This is a genomic window from Lacticaseibacillus absianus (genome assembly GCF_013407595.1).
Classification (GTDB): Bacteria; Bacillota; Bacilli; order Lactobacillales; family Lactobacillaceae; genus Lacticaseibacillus; species Lacticaseibacillus absianus.
Genome location: NZ_JABEKX010000002.1, coordinates 166,061 through 183,104, shown reverse-complemented (window position 1 = coordinate 183,104; position 17,044 = coordinate 166,061). Strand labels below are relative to the sequence as shown.

The window sequence follows — 17,044 nt, the reverse complement described above, 5'->3', positions numbered from 1 at the left end:
TAGAATTGAATGTTACCGAATGAGAATCCGGTGACGTTGGCGGGACGGCCAAGGGCCCGAGCCGATGTTGACGATCGACTCGGGCCCTATCGTTCTGCCTCTCGCCCAGGCGCCGGTCACACCAAGTGCGGCCAATCCGCCGGTTGTGGCAGCGTGACGGCGTGCGTCTGCCCGTCGAACGGATCGGTGAAGCTGAGCGCGAACGCCTGTAACCACTGGTGCGGCGTCGCCGCTGTCGGAGTCCCGTACAGCGGGTCACCGACCAGCGGGTGACCCAACGCCGCCATATGCACCCGGATCTGGTGCGTTCGGCCAGTGAACAGCGTCAACTCGACGAGGCTCATGTCGCCGGCCGTCGCCACCGTGCGGTAATCCGTGCGCGCCGGCTGACCATCCGGTGCGACCATGCGGTGGATCCCGTCTTCCGCCTTCGCCAGTGGCAATGCGATCGTACCGCTGGCTGGCTGCGGGCGGCCGGTGACCACCGCCCGGTACTGCTTCGTCAGCTGCGCCGCTTCGGCATCGAGCCGGCCTTGCGCGTAGGGGTGCTTGGCGACCAGCACCAGCCCTTCGGTGTCGCGATCCAAGCGGGTGATGATCGCCGGCTGTGGGCCCTCGACGCCGGCGGCCGCCAGATAGCCCGCAACACGGTTGAGCAGGCTGTCCGTCGGATTGCTCGGCCCCGGCACGCTGGCGAGGCCCGTCGGTTTGACCACGACCAGCCAGTTCGGCAGCTCCAGCATCACCGTCAGCGCCGCATGGCTAACGGCCACCTCTGCGCTTGGCGGCAGCTCGATGCGCACGGTCGCCCCGTGGATCATCTCAGCGTTGCCTTTGAGCTGGCTGTTATTCAGCCACACCATCCCCGCGTCGAGCAGCCGCTTGAACAAGCGGTGGCTGACCCCGTTTTTAGCCAGCAGGCGCTTGACGGTCGTGGCCTTGTTCGCCTTGAAGTTGAAAGTATATCGCATGATTGCCTCGATTCCTGATTTTCTCTCTATTATACCGGACATTTGGCTCGCCTTGCGGTAGACTAGATAAAAATCCCTTGGAGGCGCTCTCATGCTTGATGATCCCAATGCCCTGACCCAGCTCCACGACGACGCAGGCGCCGTCTACTTCGACTACCACGGCTGGCACGCGCGCCTCAGTGCGGTGAACGACCACCTCGCCCGCCTGACCGTCACGGCCGGTGACTGGCCGACGCAACCTAGCATCCCGGTCGACCCGACGATCGAGAAACACGCGGACCACACGATCGCCACCGGCGGCGCGGGCCAGCGCTTCGACGCCCCCCTGATCACCGCCACGGCCACCCAGCCCATTCGTTGCACGGACGGCGTGGTGACGCTCGGGGCCCACACACTGACGCTGGGCGCGGGGCGACTGGCCATCACCCGCGGCCCGGCCCCGGTCTGCACCGTGTTCTTGCCCCAGCTGACCGACCACGAGTGGACCACCCGTATCCGTAGCCTGCCTGGTGCGGCCTACTTCGGCGGCGGGGTCCAGAACGGGCGGGTCAACCTCAACGGCCTGCTCGTCGCGATCAAAAACGAGAACCGCTGGACGCGCGGCAGCGTCACCAGCCCGGTCCCATTCTACTGGAGCACCAGCGGCTACGGGGTCCTGATCAACTCCTTCACACCCGGCGAGTACGACTTCGCCGACCCGCATGCTGGCGTCTACCTGCGTCACGAAGACGCCGTTTTCGATGCCTACCTGATCCTGGGTGCCACGCCCCAGGCGCTGATCCACGGCTACCACGAGCTGAGCGGTCTGCCGGTGGTCAGCCCGCGCTTCGCGTTTTACCCCGCTCACTTCAACGCTTACAACCGCGACTACTGGGTCCCTGTGACGCCTGACTCTGCCGGTGCGATCCAGTTCGCCGATGGGCTGTGGTACAAGGAGTACCAGCCGATCAAAGCCGAGACCTTCAACACCGGCTACCGTGCCGGTACGATCACCGTCGCCGGCGTCACGCTGGTCCCCAATGTGACCGGCAACGGCCAGGTCACCTTCACCGACGCCGACGCGCAAGGCATGCCGCGCACCGCGATCCGCGAGACGCTCAACGGTGAACACGACCCGCAGTTCTCTGCTCGCGCAGTGATCGCGCGTTACGCCGCGCACGACGTGCCACTGGGGTGGTTCCTGCCGAACGACGGCTACGGGGCTGGCTACGGTCAGACTGAGACGCTGGCCGGCGACCTCGCCAACCTCCAAGCCTTCGCCGACTACGCCCACACCCAAGGGATCGCGACCGGGCTCTGGACGCAGGCGAACCTGTCGCCGGCAGACCCCGCGCACCCGCGCAAAGGTGAGCGCGACTTTGCCCGGGAGCTGGACGCCGGCGTGCGCGCGATCAAGACCGATGTCGCCTGGGTCGGCGAGGGCTACACCTTCGGCCTCAACGCCACTCACCGAGCGGCCGCCGAGTTCACCCAGCGCGACTTGCGCCCGATGATCGTCACACTGGATGGTTGGGCTGGCACCCAACGCAACGCGACCGTCTGGAGCGGCGATCAGGCCGGTGCCGACTGGGTCAACGTGCGCACACACATCGCCACCTACTTGTCCGCCGGGCTCTCGGGCCTCCCGAACATCGCCAGCGACGTCGATGGGATCTACGCCGGGGGCGATCCGGTGATCCAGACCCGCGACTTGCAGTGGAAAGCCTTCACGCCGACCTTCTTTGCCATGGACGGCTGGGGCGATGCACCGCGCCTGATGGGGATGCAGCTCCCGGCCCCATTCAACGCGATCGATGCGGCCTACCTGCGGTTCCATACGACACTGATCCCTTACCTCTACAGCCTCGCCCACGCGGCCCGCACGACTGGCGCCCCGGTCCTGCGCCCGACCTTCTGGCAGGCCCCAGACGACTACACCACTAGCGCAGCGTTAGAGGACCAATTCCTCGTCGGTTCAGCGTTACTGGTCGCCCCGGTCACGTCCGCCTATGGCCTGCAGGCCGACGGCAGCGGGGTGCGCGACCACCTCTTCCTGCCAGCTGGCGACTGGGTCGACTGGTGGTGCGGCCAAGTCTACCACGGCCCGCAGACGCTCGCAGACGTGGCGGTGCCGCTCGATCGCGTCCCCGTATTCGTGCGCGCCGGCGCGATCCTCCCGCTGACCCCCGCCCACCAGAACCCGGCAGCGGCGACCCAGGCCCGCCACTTCGAGTGGTTCCCCGGCGCGCCAACCCGCTTCACACTCACCGAAGACGACGGGCAGACCCAAGCCTACCTGCACGGCGCACAAGCCACAACCACGCTGGACAGCGACGGCCAGCACCTGCTGATCGATGCGACCCAGGGCGAGTACACCGGCCAGCGCGAGCGCGTCAACGTGACCGTCTTCATCGCCGGGGCCACCGCTCCTGTGACGGTGACGGTCGGTGGCCGGTCGGTCACACCGACCGTCACGGTGGGCCCGCGGCCGGCCGACCCGCTGAAGCGCCCGGCCCCTGGCCTGACCCTTGACCTCGGCGTCTGCTCGATCCGCGAGCCGATCGTGATCACGCTACCGGACTGATCGTCAGCCGGTGGCCGTGGCTGGCGTAACGGCCCGCAGGCGACACCCGCCGCTTCCAGATCAGGCCCGGCCCATCAAGCGCCGCCCGTTGTCACGCAAGTCACGCCCAACGTGCGAACGGGCCCAACCCGGTGGACAAGCTCACGTCTGGCTCAGCCGGTGGCGCGTCTCGGGCGACTTGCAAAACCGCTTCCACTTGGACTATGGTAGAGGCAGCGACTATTTTTGATGGAGGTGTCTCATGATCCAGAAGAGCGATATTGCGTATGGCCCAGACCCGCTACAGCAGGCCGATATCTATTTGCCTGACCAGCCCAACGGTGCCGCGATCGTGTTCGTGCACGGCGGCGGGTGGTTCCGCGGCGACAAGGCCCAAGACGCGGCGATCGGTGAGGCTTTTGCCGCGGCGGGCTACGTCACTGCGCTGCCGAACTATCGCTTGGCCCCTGGCCACCGCTTCCCGACCGCTCAGACAGACGTCGATGCCTTTCTCGACTGGTTCAGCGCGACGGATTACCCGTTCGAGCCGACGCGGATCGGACTGCTCGGCGCTAGCGTTGGTGGGACCATGGCGCTGACGAACAGCCTGACCAGCGGCCGGCCGGTCGTCACCTGGTCAGCGATCGTCGACCTCGCCAACTGGATCCAAAAACACCAGACGGTCAAGGCGGCGTTGGATGCCCGCACTGAGCTCGGCTTGACCGAGATCCACGCGATCCACGATGCGTTTTACAAATATTTTGTGCAGACTTACCTCGGTGACCTGTCGCCGCAGAAGCTGACCGCCGTGAACCCGATGAACCACCTGACCGAGACCCTCGGCCCAACGCTGATGTACAACTCGACGGATGAGCTCGCCCCCCTGCCAGGCGTCTTTCGCTTCTTGGAGCAAGCCGCCGCGTTCAAACGCGACATCGCAGTCCACGTCGTCCCTGGCACCGGCCACGCCCGGGCCTACACGGACTTCGCACTGCCTGGGACCCGCCAGTTCTTCGACTATCACCTGCGCCAGGACTGAATCACACCGGATCGCCCCAGCTGTGGGCGATTTTTTTGCTTGCATAATCGAACGTATGTTTGTATTATCGACTCATGGAGGTGAGCGCATGGACCATGCAGCCTATATCCGCCGCGTCAGCAGCTTCTTTGCGCACGAGTACGTCGACCGCGGGATGCTGAAGTGGCAAGGGTTTTTCTTATCCGATCACACCGCCGCCCTGAAGCGGCAGGCCGCCGCAGAACAGGCTGCCCCGACCGACCTGCCCGCGCAGTCGCAAGCACTGATCCGGGCCGCGCTGGCGCGTGCGTTTGCCACCGGCCAGTCAGTGCGCGCGCAGCCCACTGGCTTGACCCCCGACGGCACCCACCTGCCGCCGTTCGTCGGTGTAGTCGGTGGCTACACCACAGACGACGGCGTGCGGATCGGCACGCAGACCGTGACGATCACTGAGCTACGCCACGTCGCCGTCCTTCCGTTCAAAAAATAGTGAAATCTTAAGCAGATGGTGGTATGATTGGTCCTCGTTGTTCCAACCAAGCAAGGAGGGTCATCATGACCACATCGTTTCGCCCCTGCACGCCAGCCGATATCGATCAGCTGCGCACGCTCAGCGTCGAGACATTCACCGACGCGTTCGGCGCGCAGAACACCCCGGCTGACCTGCAGGACTACTTGGCCCACGCCTACGCCCCAGAGGCGCTGCGCCGCGAGCTCACCACGCCGAATTCGACATTCTACTTCGCCTTCGTCGGCTGCACGCTGGCCGGCTACGCCAAGCTGAACACCGACGACGCGCAGTCCGAGCAGATGGGACCCGACTACCTCGAGGTCGAGCGCCTCTACATCCGCCGCGACTTCCAGCACCAAGGCCTGGGCCGCCAGCTGCTCACCCTCGCGGCAGCGCGCGCTGAAGCGCTGGGCAAGCACTACCTTTGGTTAGGCGTCTGGGCGCTCAACACCGATGCCCAGGCCTTTTACACCGCGGCGGGCTTCCACACGATCGGGCAACACCCCTTCACGCTCGGCACCAGCGTTCAAGTCGACCTGATGCTCGAAAAACACCTCGGGTGACCCCATACCCGGCGGCCCCCAGCGGGAAAGCGCCGCTGAGCCATCAAGCACCCCTCTGCAAGCCCGACTTAGGGTGCTGCAGGGGGGTGCGTTTAGCTTGTGCTGCCTCGTCGGGCCCGCGCTGTGATCGGGCCCTCAGTCCTTGCGCGCCAAGATCGAGACATTGCCTTCGTTCAGGTCAACTTGAGGCAGGTACCCGGTCTGATTGTAGACATCGAGGTAAAACGCGTCGGCCACGACGCCCAGGATCGAGGTCGAGAGGTTCTTCAGCCCCAGTAAGGCATCGTTACCAGTCGCCGCCTGGATCCCGAGCTGGCCGATCCCGCCATGCGAGAAGACCAGCGCGTTGTCATCCGGGCCCAAGGCGCGGGCGATCGTCCAAAGCGCCGCCGTGAAGCGGCGACGCGCCTGGGTGAAGTCCTCCACGCCAAGGGCGACCAGCCCAGGATCGGGCTGGCGCGCAGAGAGCTTTTGGAACAGCGCCGGGGCGGACGCGACCAGCGCCGCTTGGGTCTGCCCCTCCCACTGGCCGAACGAGAGCTCCGTCAGGCCCGCCACCGTCTGGCACGGTGGTAGCGGGGTCGTCATCGCCGTGGCGACGCGGGCGGCGCTGGCTTGCGCACGGCCCAGCGGACTGCTGTACACCGCCGCGAAGCGGTACTGATCCAGGTAGGCGGCGAGCGCTTGATACTGCTCCTGATCGTCGGTCAGTAAGGGACTGTCTGCGCCGGCCCCCTGTAACCGCTTCGCCAGGTTCCACTGCGTCTTGCCGTGCCGAACGATGAATACCCGGCGCATCAGACGCGCCCCACGGTGTCACCGCGCAGACCGCGACGCAGCGTTTCCAGCGACGTCGCCTCATCGTAGGCGATGTTGCCGAGGTTGACCCCCGGTCCGAACTTGAGGATCAGGGCGACCTGCTGGGCCTTCAACGGGGCTTCAAAGATCAACTGGTCGACGCCCGCGGTCGCCAAGGCCGCCAGCTCGTCTGCAATGATGTCACCGTTGGCGTCGTAGATCCCGATGTTCTTGCCGGCTTCGCGCGCCTCAAGGATCACCGCTTCTGCCCCGCTTTCGAGGTCGGCCTGGATCTGCGCCAGCCGCTGGGCCACCGTCAGCTCGTGGTCGAGCGCCGGGGTCTTCTTGCCAACCTCCGTGAGGACCGTCAGCCCGGCCGCGCGGGCCTGCTGGATCAACGCGCGGCGCACCTCAGGGGCGATCGTCGTCGACCCATCCGAGACCTCGATGGCGGTGAAGCCCAGTGCCTTGGCTTCGGCCAAAAACGCGTCAGCGCGGCCGGCCGCCACAGCGACCTCCAGCAGCGTGCCGCCTGGGTATGGCACGATCCCCGCGGCGCGGTACCTCGCCGTCTTCGCGGCGATCAAGTCCGCCGACATCGTCGCCGCAGTCCCCCAGCCGAATTTGACCCAGCTGATCGACGCCCCGGCCGTGGCGATCAGATCGGTGACCGCATTCAGCCCCAGGCCCTTATCCAGCACCATCGTCCGACCGTGTGGTGCGGCCCCCGGGGTGATCGATCGTTCAAATGCTTGCATTCCCTCGCCTCCTCATGATTAGCGTCATTGTCCGCCGTACTGACGACGCGGGCCGGACCAATTCGTGAAGAAAGCGTGATGATTTAATGAAATCTTGACCACGTCGGGCCCGCCGACCTGCTATAATCAGCGCAATAGGAGGTGCCTTATGACCAAGTACCGCTACCCACTACTACTTGCGATCGTCGCGATCGCACTGCCGCTGATCGGTGCCCACTTCTCGTGGCTCGACCGCGCTGGCTGGCTGCATGAACCCTTCTTCTTCACGGTGCCGCTCGGCTACGCCCTCTTGGCTGTCGCCGTGGTCTGGGCGATCGTGATCGCCGTCAAGCATCACCGCCAGGCCCACTGACAAAAAATAATTCTGGTCCGCTGAGCAGTCGCTCGGCGGATTTTTTTTGCGTCGTGCAGTTCGGCCTATACCACTAGGAAAATTCGGTTCGAAAAGGCTTCGACGGAAGCGGTCACGATAACCTTGTTTATATAAATAAAATCCTATAATAATAATAGTTATTCACGTTGTTCGTGATGAAACTATCTGGTACGATTTTCGTAGCGATAGATCAAATTGCTAACAACCTAAGGAGGAACCACTCAATGTTTCATACCCGGACCCTACTGACCGCCGCCTTCGCTGGCCTGCTACTGGCAAGCGCGCAACTGACCCCCGTCGCCGCTGCCGAAGCCAAGGTCACCGATCAGACCACCGCGACCGTCCAGATCACCGATACCGATCCGGCAGACGGCGGCTTGACGCTGATCCAGGCGCCGAACTTCGACTTCAAGACCGTCGCCGCCGAAGCGATCTACAACGGCTTCGAACGCACCGCGACCGCCGATCAGGACCTGATCGTGCTCGACGCGCGCCCGTTCGATGACGCCAACGGCTGGACCCTGACCACCCAACTCGGAGCGTTCCGCAACGCCCGGGCGGGTGAGCTGAACACCAGCGCCCTGGCCTTCAACACGACCGTCACCGACCCCGCCTTTGCGGCTAACGGTGAGCTGACGACCAACGGTAACGCGACGCTGGTCGTAAGCCCTGCCAGCATCCGTGGGACCCAGGCACTGGCGGCCGATGGCTTGCACGTCAAACTGACCCAGACCGGCACACAGTTGCAGGTCAAAAAAGGCGATCGCTTCACCGCTGATCTGACCTGGACCCTTGCCCCTGCCGCCGCCACGCCGGCCGGCTTGTAACCCCCACTAAGGAGGTCCCCTTGCGTCACTTAGTCTTCCTTTTGCTGATCGCCTTGAGCTTGCCGGCGACGCCTGTGGCCGGTGCCGAATCTGGTGCCGGCTTTACGCTGACGTCAGCCGTGCCGGATTCGGCGGTGACTAGCTACGTCCGCCTCACGCTGCCCGCCAACGCCGACCGTCACCTGCAGTTTCGCGTCAGCAACCTGACCGATACTGCGGCGACCTACACCGCGCAAGTCACCGATGCCAGCACCGGGCCCGAGGGCAAGATTACCTATGTCCCCGGGACCCCACAGCCTAGCGAAACGACGCGCTTGAGTCACTTCGCTCGCCTCACGGCGCCCACGCTGAGCGTGGGCGCCCACTCGACCAAGACGGTGACCGTCCGGGTCCAGGTGCCGGCGACCGGGGTGCCGGGGGACCTTCTCGGGGCCTTGTACGTGCGCCGCGACCGCCAAGCCGACCAGGCCGGCGAAGGGCTTCAGAATCGCTTCGCCATGGCGGTACCGATCCACCTGACCGGTACGACGCCACCCCCAGCGCGCCCGCGCTTGTCGCTGAAGCAAGCCAAGCTCCTGTCACGTCCGACCGGACTGGCGGTCAGCGCCTTGCTGACGAATCACAGCCCGCGCACATTCGGCGCAATCACCCTGACGACCACCGTGACCACGGCCGCTGGCCATCAAGTGACCCGCCAGCAGCTGACCCAAGCCGAGATGGCCCCGACCAGCGTGATGCCGCTGAATCTGCCCCTGGCGGCCCGCCAGCTCGGGCCCGGTCGCTACACCGTGGCCGTTACGCTGCGATCGGGCCGCCAGCGTTACCAGCTACGCGACCACTTCACGATCAAGGCAACGGCCACCGCCGCCCGGCCAGGGGCTCGCCCTACGCGTCTCGGGCCGTGGATGTGGCTGTCCCTGGGCCTGGCCGGTGTGGTCTTGCTCCTCTTGCTGTTGCTCTGGCGCCAGCACCGGCGGGAGGCAACGCCATGACGCCCGCATGGTCAGGCCGGGCCCTGGTGTTTGGCAGTCTCCTCACCCTCGCACTGTGGGGCCCCGCCACCGAGTCCGTGGCAGCTGCGGCGCACCATCAGCACAGCCACGCCCAGCTGCTCGTGACGACCGACAGTCCATCACTGCCGCCGATCTCACCACCGCAGCCGGTCCAGACCGTCGTCCCGGCGCCGACCACCTCGCGTCGCACCGGCCGCTTGCCGGCCACTGGCAACACGCCTGGCGGCTGGCTGGTCGGGCTCCTCGTGCTGAGCGGCTGGTGCCTGGTCCTGACCCACCGGAGAAAGGAGGCTACCCATGCCACGCACTGATCGCCGCGTGTACCTGGTGATCGTCGCCCTGATCGGTTGCTTACTGGGCTGGGCGCCGCATCACCGGACACACGCCATCACGACCCCGATCCTCCCGCAGGTCAGCCGCTGGGCACCGGCCTATATCGCACCGACTGCGCCAGGCTCGGATTTTGTTAACGGCTTCCGCGCGCCGACTCCGAATCAACCCGGGCTGTCCCTCAAGGCTGGTGGGACCTTGATCGTCCCTTACCTTTACCAACGCGCTGTGCTGAACGACCTGTGGGCCAAGCTGGTGATCACACTCCACGTCTGGCAGGTCAGCGACACCGCGCCGTACGTCGCCACGCGCGTCCACACCCAGTCCGAGACCCACACCGCCGCTGCGTTCACCTACAAGTTCGACGGGCGGATGGAATACGTCCCGCCGACACCTGGCGTCTATTTCTTTCAGTTCACCGCCGGTCGCGACACCAAAACGACGAGCTACGCGAGCAACATGGTCCAGCTTGAGGTGACCCCGACGCTGATCCCACCGACCAAGCTGACGATCACCGGTCCAACCACCGTTTTGCCTGCCCTGGGGGACGACCCGTGGTGGCCGGCGACGGCGACCGTATGGCCAAGCAACGCGACCGCACCGCTCACCTGGTCGGGTTCGGCGGGGTTACGTGTCGCACCGATCCACGGTGGCAGCACCGCGCTGACCCCGCTGATGCCACAAGCGATCAACTGGGCGCCGACCCGCGCCGGGTTTCCGGAGACCCTCCGTGTGACTAGCGGACCGATCGAGGCGACCCACACCGTGCTCGTCGGCGGGCTCACCGCCTTGGACCTTGACCTCGACCAGCACCAAGCACGGACCTTCACGCACGCCCCGAACGGGTTGGTCAGCCTGGCCAACTTGCTGCCGGACGCCACTTGGCACTACCAGTGGTTCCGCTACTCGACCACGGCCGCCGACCACGGGCCACAACTAGACCCGGACAGTGACACCGCGCTGACCCCGGCGCTCGGTGTGACCAATGCCAGCGGCCAGACCAATACGCTGAGCGACGATGCGGTCGCCTTGACCCTGAACCGGACCGGTGCGGCGATGCGCCACGCGCGCCTTGCCCAGCGAGCCGGGACCCCCGACGTCCTGCAGCTCGTGCTCACCGCCACACAGGCGGGCCACGTCTACACCTACAGCACGAACTACGCGGGGCTGAGTGTTCACCATGGTCCTGGCCACCTGACGCTTCACGCCCCGACGCACCTCCGCTGGCAGATGGACTGGGCGACGTTCTACGACGCCCGTGCGGTCCCAGCGCTCAAGGCAGGGCCGGTGGCGATCCGCGACACGCGCCCGCCGGAGTTCGAAGGCGCTGAACCGTGGCAACTCAGCGCGCAGCTACACACCGGCCGTGCCGGGTTCCCCTTCGTCCTCGCCTTCACCTTAGACGAGCAGACGGTCCGGCTGCTCCCCAACGGCCCCAGCCAACTGGTCGCAGCCAGCAGGACCGGCAGCGCGACCCTGCCGCTGATCGCGACGGCGACTGCGCTGCGTCAAGCGGTCGATCGCACCCACTTCAGCGCGACCGTCGATTGGACGCTGACGACCGCGATCCCGACGCTCGACGCCTTGCCATGACAAGAAGACCGGCCCGATGTGGGCTGGTCTTCTTGCGTCAGCGGGTCAAAACGCAAAAATTGACTCGTCAGTCATTGACCAATTGGACAACAGGGCGTACACTCTAGCCGTAATCAAATCACCGGCGCCAGACGCGCCCATTGGAGGCATCCTTATGACACAACCCGTCGTTGTGATCGATCAGCTTCAGAAGAATTTTGGCTCATTCAAGGCCCTCAAAGACATTACCCTCACGGTCAATCCCGGTGAGGTATTCGGCTTCATCGGGCCCAACGGCGCCGGGAAGTCGACGACGATCCGTACCCTGCTTGGCATCCTCCAAAAATCCGGCGGGCGGGCAACGATCTTCGGTCAAGACGTCTGGACCGACGCCGTTGCGATCCACAAGCGCCTCGCCTATGTGCCCGGAGATGTCTACCTGTGGCCGAACCTCAGCGGTGGCGAGGTGATCGACTTGTTCCTGCGCCTGAACGACCAGGCCCACACGGCCCGCACCGATGCGCTGATCCAGAAGTTCGACCTCGATCCGCGCAAGAAGGCCCGCACCTACTCCAAAGGCAACCGGCAAAAAGTCGCGCTGATCGCCGCGTTTTCGACCGACGCCGAGCTGTACATCTTCGACGAGCCGACCAGCGGCCTTGACCCGCTGATGGAAGAAGTCTTTCAGCAAGAAGTCCTTGCGCTCAAGGCCGCAGGCAAAAGTGTCCTGCTGTCCAGCCATATCTTGAGCGAAGTCGAACGGATGTGTGATCGGATCGGGATCATCCGCGATGGTCGGATCATCGAGACCGGGACACTGGACGACATGCGCCAGCTCTCCCGCACCCAGGTGACCGTCACGACCACCCTGCCGCTGGCTTCGATCCAGTCGCTGCCCGCGGTCCATCACTTCGATGCTCCCGACGCGCACAAGGCGACCTTTGCCGTTGACTCCGAGGCGCTCGGCAGCGTGATGTCGGCGCTCGCGCCGCTGGGCATCACCGCCCTGCAGAGCACCCCACCGACGCTGGAGGACCTGTTCCTGCGCTATTACAATCAGGAAGGCGGGGAAGCGGATGCGCAACACTAACACGAAAGCCGGCTTCTTGCTCCGGTCAGCCCTGCGCCGGGATTGGTTGAAGATCACCCTGTGGCTGATCGGGCTCGCCGGCTTGATGGCCGGTGCGGCGGCCAAATTCGATACGCTGTACGGCACCCCCAAGACCATGGCCACCATCGTCGAGACGTTGAAGACGCCCGCGATGGTCTCGTTGCTCGGCCCGTTCACCGCCAGCAAGCCTTACACGGTCGCGAACGTGTACGCCGCTGAGATGATGGTGTTCATGGGGCTGTTCGTCGCGATGATGAACATCTACTTCGCCGTGCACGCGACCCGCGCGGAAGAAGACTCCGGCGTCGCAGAGCTGATCCGCGCGCACGCCGTCGGGCGCAGCGCGAGCCTGAGCGCCGCAGTCCTGGAACTGATCGTGATCAACCTCGGGGCTGGTGTGCTTGAGGCACTCGGCCTGCAAGCATCCGGCATGTCCGGCACCGATATCGCCGGGAACTGGTTGTTCGGGCTAGGGCTGGCCGCGTTTGGTCTGATGTTCGGGGCCTTCACCCTGCTCGCCGCCCAGATCGCTGAATCCGGCCGCGGTGCGACGATCATCAGCTACAGCTGGCTCGGGTTACTGTTCATCGCCCGCATGGGGACGGACATCCAGGACCCTGACCTGACCTGGTGGACCATCTACGGCTGGATCGAAAAACTCGAGATCTACGATGGCAACAATTGGGCCCCAGTCGGCCTGATGCTGGCGCTGACCGCCCTTGTCGGCGGGGTTGCGCTGTGGTTGGGGACAACGCGCGACCTCGGCGCTGGGCTGCTCCCGCAGCGCAACGGCCGCCGGACGGCAAGCGCCTTCCTGCGCGGGCCACTGGCGTTGGTCGCACGTCTGGAGCGCACCAGTACGATCATCTGGCTGGTGTCGCTATTCATCCTTGGTGCGACCTATGGTTCGATCTTCGGGACCGCCGGTGATCTGATGGCCTCCAATCCGACCATGGCCAAGCTGATCGGGACCACCGGGCTTCGCCTGGCGAACCGGGCGATCGTCTTATCCTTTGCCAACAAACTGGCGATCATCTTCGTGATCCTCGCCACCATCCCTGGGCTGATCACCCTGTTTCGGCTCAACCGCGACGAGCGGCACGGCTACTTCGAGCAACTCCACGCTCGCAGCGTCTCCCGCGCCCGGCTGTACTTCAGCGTCGCCGGCTTCGGGCTCGTCTGCGCCATCATTGCATTCGCGCTCGCCGTCCTCGGCATGACCGCCGCCGGTGCGGCCTCGATGGGCGCAGACATGCCGAGCCTGGCCCGCTTCATGCGCGCCTTTTGGGGGTACGCCCCGGCGCTGATCGCAACATTCGGCGTTGCCGCCCTACTCGTCGGCCTGTTACCGAAGTGGCAAAACCTCGCGTGGGCCTTGCCCGCCTACGGATTTTTCTCCCTGTACCTGGGCAGCCTGATGGACTTCCCGAAGTGGGCACAGCAGCTGACGCCATATGGCTGGGTCAACAACGTCCCACTGCGTCAGGTCCAGTGGGGGCCGGCCGCCTGGATGACGGCTCTGGGCCTCGCCTTGCTCATCGCCGGCTACCTGGCGTATGCTAGACGTGACTTATTAGAAAACTAGGTGACAACATGCCAAGAACCAGACAACCGATCGACCCGGAGAAACAGGCGCGCATCCTCGCCGCCAGCCAACATGAATTCGCGACGCACGGCTACCGCGACGCCAAGACCGACGACATTGCAGCCGCGGCGGACGTCTCCAAGGGGCTCGTATTCCACTACTTCGGCTCGAAGGCCAACCTCTACCTACAGACCGTTCAGGCCACTTTCGACAAGATCATGGCCGTCGCCGATCTCAGTGTCTGGCAGGACTCGACTGACCTGCGGGAGATGGTCGCCCGGGCGACGCGCTATAAGCTCCAGCTCCAGCTGACTTACCCGGAAGAGTTCACACTCGCCATGGCGGCCTACGCGGAGTCCGGCAACCTGCCGGAGGGCTTGCGCGGCAAGGTGCAGGCGATCTGGCAGCGCCTGCTGTCGACCAACGTCCCGGACATGATTGGCCCCGTCCTCGCCCGCCTACCACTGCGCGACGGGATCGACCCGACCGACGTCGCCACCCTTGTGATGGCGATGACCAATCTGATCGGGGAGCAGAGCAAGGCGATGCTGCAGCGCAACCCGAACATGAAGATCGACGAATTTGAACCCGTGATCGCCAATGTCATGACCTACATGGACATCTTGGAACACGGCTTCCTGAAATAACAGCAAGGCGCTGTACCATAACCTCTGGTGGCACGACTATTCCAGAACGTTACGTGCCATAACGCAACGCCCTAGCCGTATAAGAGCGATCCCCCGCAAAACCTAAGTTCGGGTTTTGCAGGGGATCGCTCTTATACTCTGGGCTAAAACCGCGTTATGGCACAGCCCCTTGCTGTTATTAATTGAGCTTACGCGTACGACCCGCCTAACGCCGGCCCGCAGAGATCGGGAGCATGTTCGCCTGCATCATGCAGACCTTCGCCGCCAAGTGGTTCGCCAGGCTGATCGAATCGCGCAGCGACAGGCCCTTGCTGAGTCCGGCCAGCATCCCCCCGCAGTGTGAATCACCGGCACCGACCGTGTTGACGACCTTGACGGCTTCGCCAGGGACGATGCCCTGGTCGGCCTCGCTGGCGTAGTAGTACGTGCCGCGTGCCCCAAGCGTGACGACCACCGGCTGGTGGGTCAACGCGTGCAGGTAAGCCACCCGTTCGGCAAAGGTCTCACCACGTGCGACCTGCGGCAACTCGACCTCGTTACAGTGCACCATCACGCCCGACTTCAAGAGCGCCATCAGGATCTCCTGGTCGACCGTCTCGATCCGCGCCGCAACGTCGAACAGGACCGTGGCGCCAGGCCGACGCCGGTCGTACACCGTCAAGACGTCCTGCGCGACTAGCGGGTTAGACAGCTGGAAGCCGCTGAGGTAGAGCAGGTCGTAGCTGCTAAAATCCAGATGCGTCATCCAATCGGCGCGCATCAGCTGCTCCATCCCCGGCAGCACGATGAACGTCCGCTCACCGTTCGGCTCGATCATCGCGACCGTCCAACCGTTATCGGCCGTCCCCGGGATCACACGCGGCGTCTCACCGATCTTGCGGATGTGTGCCGCGATCCGATCCGCGTTCGCCCCGTGGCCGACCGGCACGAACAAGTCCGCCTGCGCCCCAGCGTAGCGCATACCGCAATAGGCGTTGATCGCGCAGCCACCGACTTGGTACTCGAGAAAATCGCCCAGCGAATTGCCGCCGCTGCCCGGAACGCTTGGCACGTTCATCAGGGCGTCGACCAGTGCCGTGCCGAAGATCAGGGTTTTAGTCATGAGAAAATTGATATCCTCCTGTAAATTGTCTTACAGTTAGTTGTACCGCATTTGGTGGGCGAAAGTCTAGACCACTGGCCGATTTCACCCCCAGTAACGCAAAGGCCCGATCGGCGATCGATCGGGCCTTGGGTCATACGTCACTCACGCCGTCGCGGCCGGTGTCCGGTTCCGCCGCCACCACCAGATCATCCCGCCGACCAGCAGGACGATCACAGCACCCAGCCCGCCGACCAGATACCAGATCCATGTCGACGGTGGTGCAGGCGTCGGGGTCAGGCCGAGTGCCTTGTTGACCTTCGCGGCTTCCTTCGCTTTGATCGAGAACGACTCCGTGAAGTTCCAGGTCTTGCCGCCGGCCTTGGCGACCACCGTCACGTCGTAGTCCTCCGCTTTGAGTTCCTTGGTCGTGTTCACTGTCAGTGGCAAGGACGAGTTCGGCGCCATCGACCAATCCTTGACCGTTCGTGTAAGCGTCGGCTTCTCGTCACCTTTGCGTGTCACCTTGACCGTCGCCGTCATCCCGTCCACGAAGATCGGCGCCACGTTGCGCAGGTTCACGATCACCCCACCACTGCTGTCGATCGTCCCGGCGGAGACCTGTCCGAGCCTCAGATCCGGCTTGGTCGTCACGACTGCGTTCTCATCCGTCTGCAGCTGCACCCCGATGATCATGGCGAACTGGTTATTCAGGCTGATCCCGCTGTCACCAGATTCTGCCGCACTGACCGACTGATCGAGGACGTAGATCCCGCCGAGTTTGACCCCGGTGAAGCCACCGGCTGGGATCTGCAGCGGGATCGTCACGATCTGACTCTGCCCTGCCGGGACCTTGACCTCTTGCTCCGGCTTGCTGCTGAGGCTGCTCAGCGGCTGCTTCAGCGAGGCGTCCAACTTAGTGCCCGGCTCGTAGCCGATCTCCCCGTTCGCCTGGCTGGCGGCATTCGTCAGAGTGACTGTGAATGTCTTGGCCTGGTCACTGGTGTTGTCGATCTGCACCTGCAGATCACGCGCGCGGCCCGGCGTCGCGACCAGGTTGAAGTAATCGGTCACCGTGTTGAGCTGATCCGACCCGATCAGCGGGGCAACCGAGAAGCCAGCCCCCTCCGCCCGGACCAACTGATGATGGGTCAAGCTGAGCCCCAGCATCAACGCGAGAAACCCCAGCACGAATCGCAGTATTTTCATAGATGACATCTCCTGACTTCTGGCCTGTATACAGAAATTAATTATATTAACTATTTTAATTGTATAAAGGTGGCCCTTGTCGGTGCAACTTTCGACCCTTAAGCACACAGAAAAAGACGGGGTCATCCCCGCCTT

Annotated in this window: 17 protein-coding genes; 12 read left to right on the top strand and 5 right to left on the bottom strand. The window is 64.3% G+C overall.

The window, feature by feature from the left end; all coding sequences use genetic code 11:
- Nucleotides 1-116: 116 nt before the first annotated feature.
- The gene (locus tag HII33_RS05850) at nt 117-971 is read right to left on the bottom strand and encodes an RluA family pseudouridine synthase (protein ID WP_179394878.1); all 855 of its coding nucleotides are present in this window, start codon (nt 969-971) and stop codon (nt 117-119) included.
- A 91-nt stretch (nt 972-1,062) separates the two neighbouring features.
- Here HII33_RS05850 and HII33_RS05845 point away from each other — a divergent pair, with 91 nt between their 5' ends.
- The 4 genes from HII33_RS05845 to HII33_RS05830 all read left to right on the top strand — a co-directional run bounded on the left by HII33_RS05845 (nt 1,063) and on the right by HII33_RS05830 (nt 5,605).
- The gene (locus HII33_RS05845; protein ID WP_179394877.1) at nt 1,063-3,534 is read left to right on the top strand and encodes a TIM-barrel domain-containing protein; all 2,472 of its coding nucleotides are present in this window, start codon (nt 1,063-1,065) and stop codon (nt 3,532-3,534) included.
- A gap of 241 nt (nt 3,535-3,775) precedes the next feature.
- Nucleotides 3,776-4,552 carry an alpha/beta hydrolase gene (locus tag HII33_RS05840; protein WP_179394876.1) on the top strand — a complete coding sequence of 259 codons (777 nt, stop codon included), beginning with the start codon at nt 3,776-3,778 and terminating at the stop codon, nt 4,550-4,552.
- Between the two features lie 88 nt (nt 4,553-4,640).
- Nucleotides 4,641-5,021 carry a phage infection protein gene (locus HII33_RS05835; protein ID WP_179394875.1) on the top strand — a complete coding sequence of 127 codons (381 nt, stop codon included), beginning with the start codon at nt 4,641-4,643 and terminating at the stop codon, nt 5,019-5,021.
- Between the two features lie 65 nt (nt 5,022-5,086).
- Nucleotides 5,087-5,605, top strand: coding sequence for a GNAT family N-acetyltransferase (locus HII33_RS05830; protein ID WP_179394874.1), 519 nt, complete (start codon nt 5,087-5,089; stop codon nt 5,603-5,605).
- Nucleotides 5,606-5,740: 135 nt separating this feature from the next.
- Here the strand turns inward: HII33_RS05830 and HII33_RS05825 are convergent, their stop codons facing one another.
- Nucleotides 5,741-6,403: a histidine phosphatase family protein gene (locus HII33_RS05825; protein ID WP_179394873.1), complete on the bottom strand. Its 663-nt coding sequence runs from the start codon at nt 6,401-6,403 to the stop codon at nt 5,741-5,743.
- Nucleotides 6,403-7,161 (bottom strand): phosphosulfolactate synthase, encoded by a 759-nt coding sequence (gene comA / locus HII33_RS05820; protein ID WP_179394872.1) that lies wholly within the window; start codon nt 7,159-7,161, stop codon nt 6,403-6,405. Before comA ends, HII33_RS05825 begins: the two co-directional genes overlap by 1 nt.
- Nucleotides 7,162-7,309: 148 nt before the next feature.
- Here comA and HII33_RS05815 point away from each other — a divergent pair, with 148 nt between their 5' ends.
- From HII33_RS05815 to HII33_RS05780, 8 genes are all read left to right on the top strand, one after another.
- The gene (locus HII33_RS05815; protein ID WP_179394871.1) at nt 7,310-7,513 is read left to right on the top strand and encodes a DUF3955 domain-containing protein; all 204 of its coding nucleotides are present in this window, start codon (nt 7,310-7,312) and stop codon (nt 7,511-7,513) included.
- Nucleotides 7,514-7,758: 245 nt separating this feature from the next.
- Nucleotides 7,759-8,361 (top strand): WxL domain-containing protein, encoded by a 603-nt coding sequence (locus HII33_RS05810; protein WP_179394870.1) that lies wholly within the window; start codon nt 7,759-7,761, stop codon nt 8,359-8,361.
- 20 nt (nt 8,362-8,381) lie between these two features.
- The gene (locus tag HII33_RS05805) at nt 8,382-9,353 is read left to right on the top strand and encodes a WxL protein host-binding domain-containing protein (RefSeq protein WP_179394869.1); all 972 of its coding nucleotides are present in this window, start codon (nt 8,382-8,384) and stop codon (nt 9,351-9,353) included.
- Nucleotides 9,350-9,685, top strand: coding sequence for a hypothetical protein (locus HII33_RS05800; protein WP_179394868.1), 336 nt, complete (start codon nt 9,350-9,352; stop codon nt 9,683-9,685). Before HII33_RS05805 ends, HII33_RS05800 begins: the two co-directional genes overlap by 4 nt.
- Nucleotides 9,672-11,297 carry a hypothetical protein gene (locus tag HII33_RS05795; protein ID WP_179394867.1) on the top strand — a complete coding sequence of 542 codons (1,626 nt, stop codon included), beginning with the start codon at nt 9,672-9,674 and terminating at the stop codon, nt 11,295-11,297. Before HII33_RS05800 ends, HII33_RS05795 begins: the two co-directional genes overlap by 14 nt.
- A gap of 154 nt (nt 11,298-11,451) precedes the next feature.
- Entirely contained in the window at nt 11,452-12,366 is a 915-nt protein-coding gene (locus HII33_RS05790) for an ABC transporter ATP-binding protein (RefSeq protein WP_179394866.1), read from the top strand.
- On the top strand, nt 12,353-13,972 hold the full coding sequence (locus HII33_RS05785) for an ABC transporter permease (protein ID WP_179394865.1): 1,620 nt from the start codon (nt 12,353-12,355) through the stop codon (nt 13,970-13,972). Before HII33_RS05790 ends, HII33_RS05785 begins: the two co-directional genes overlap by 14 nt.
- An 8-nt stretch (nt 13,973-13,980) precedes the next feature.
- Nucleotides 13,981-14,619 carry a TetR/AcrR family transcriptional regulator gene (locus HII33_RS05780; RefSeq protein WP_179394864.1) on the top strand — a complete coding sequence of 213 codons (639 nt, stop codon included), beginning with the start codon at nt 13,981-13,983 and terminating at the stop codon, nt 14,617-14,619.
- Nucleotides 14,620-14,824: 205 nt separating this feature from the next.
- Here HII33_RS05780 and HII33_RS05775 read toward each other — a convergent pair whose 3' ends face one another.
- Nucleotides 14,825-15,721 (bottom strand): PfkB family carbohydrate kinase, encoded by an 897-nt coding sequence (locus HII33_RS05775; protein ID WP_179394863.1) that lies wholly within the window; start codon nt 15,719-15,721, stop codon nt 14,825-14,827.
- Nucleotides 15,722-15,865: 144 nt separating this feature from the next.
- Nucleotides 15,866-16,909 carry a DUF3324 domain-containing protein gene (locus HII33_RS05770; RefSeq protein ID WP_179394862.1) on the bottom strand — a complete coding sequence of 348 codons (1,044 nt, stop codon included), beginning with the start codon at nt 16,907-16,909 and terminating at the stop codon, nt 15,866-15,868.
- Nucleotides 16,910-17,044: the final 135 nt, after the last annotated feature.

Bases quoted from the DNA above. Each gene is read 5' to 3' on its own strand.
- HII33_RS05825 (WP_179394873.1), bottom strand. From the start codon at position 6,403: ATGCGCCGGGTATTCATCGTTCGGCACGGCAAGACGCAGTGGAACCTG.
- HII33_RS05780 (WP_179394864.1), top strand. From the start codon at position 13,981: ATGCCAAGAACCAGACAACCGATCGACCCGGAGAAACAGGCGCGCATC.
- HII33_RS05775 (WP_179394863.1), bottom strand. From the start codon at position 15,721: ATGACTAAAACCCTGATCTTCGGCACGGCACTGGTCGACGCCCTGATG.
- HII33_RS05800 (WP_179394868.1), top strand. From the start codon at position 9,350: ATGACGCCCGCATGGTCAGGCCGGGCCCTGGTGTTTGGCAGTCTCCTC.
- HII33_RS05810 (WP_179394870.1), top strand. From the start codon at position 7,759: ATGTTTCATACCCGGACCCTACTGACCGCCGCCTTCGCTGGCCTGCTA.
- HII33_RS05850 (WP_179394878.1), bottom strand. From the start codon at position 971: ATGCGATATACTTTCAACTTCAAGGCGAACAAGGCCACGACCGTCAAG.
- HII33_RS05795 (WP_179394867.1), top strand. From the start codon at position 9,672: ATGCCACGCACTGATCGCCGCGTGTACCTGGTGATCGTCGCCCTGATC.
- HII33_RS05770 (WP_179394862.1), bottom strand. From the start codon at position 16,909: ATGAAAATACTGCGATTCGTGCTGGGGTTTCTCGCGTTGATGCTGGGG.
- HII33_RS05790 (WP_179394866.1), top strand. From the start codon at position 11,452: ATGACACAACCCGTCGTTGTGATCGATCAGCTTCAGAAGAATTTTGGC.
- HII33_RS05830 (WP_179394874.1), top strand. From the start codon at position 5,087: ATGACCACATCGTTTCGCCCCTGCACGCCAGCCGATATCGATCAGCTG.
- HII33_RS05840 (WP_179394876.1), top strand. From the start codon at position 3,776: ATGATCCAGAAGAGCGATATTGCGTATGGCCCAGACCCGCTACAGCAG.
- HII33_RS05835 (WP_179394875.1), top strand. From the start codon at position 4,641: ATGGACCATGCAGCCTATATCCGCCGCGTCAGCAGCTTCTTTGCGCAC.
- HII33_RS05815 (WP_179394871.1), top strand. From the start codon at position 7,310: ATGACCAAGTACCGCTACCCACTACTACTTGCGATCGTCGCGATCGCA.
- comA (WP_179394872.1), bottom strand. From the start codon at position 7,161: ATGCAAGCATTTGAACGATCGATCACCCCGGGGGCCGCACCACACGGT.
- HII33_RS05785 (WP_179394865.1), top strand. From the start codon at position 12,353: ATGCGCAACACTAACACGAAAGCCGGCTTCTTGCTCCGGTCAGCCCTG.
- HII33_RS05845 (WP_179394877.1), top strand. From the start codon at position 1,063: ATGCTTGATGATCCCAATGCCCTGACCCAGCTCCACGACGACGCAGGC.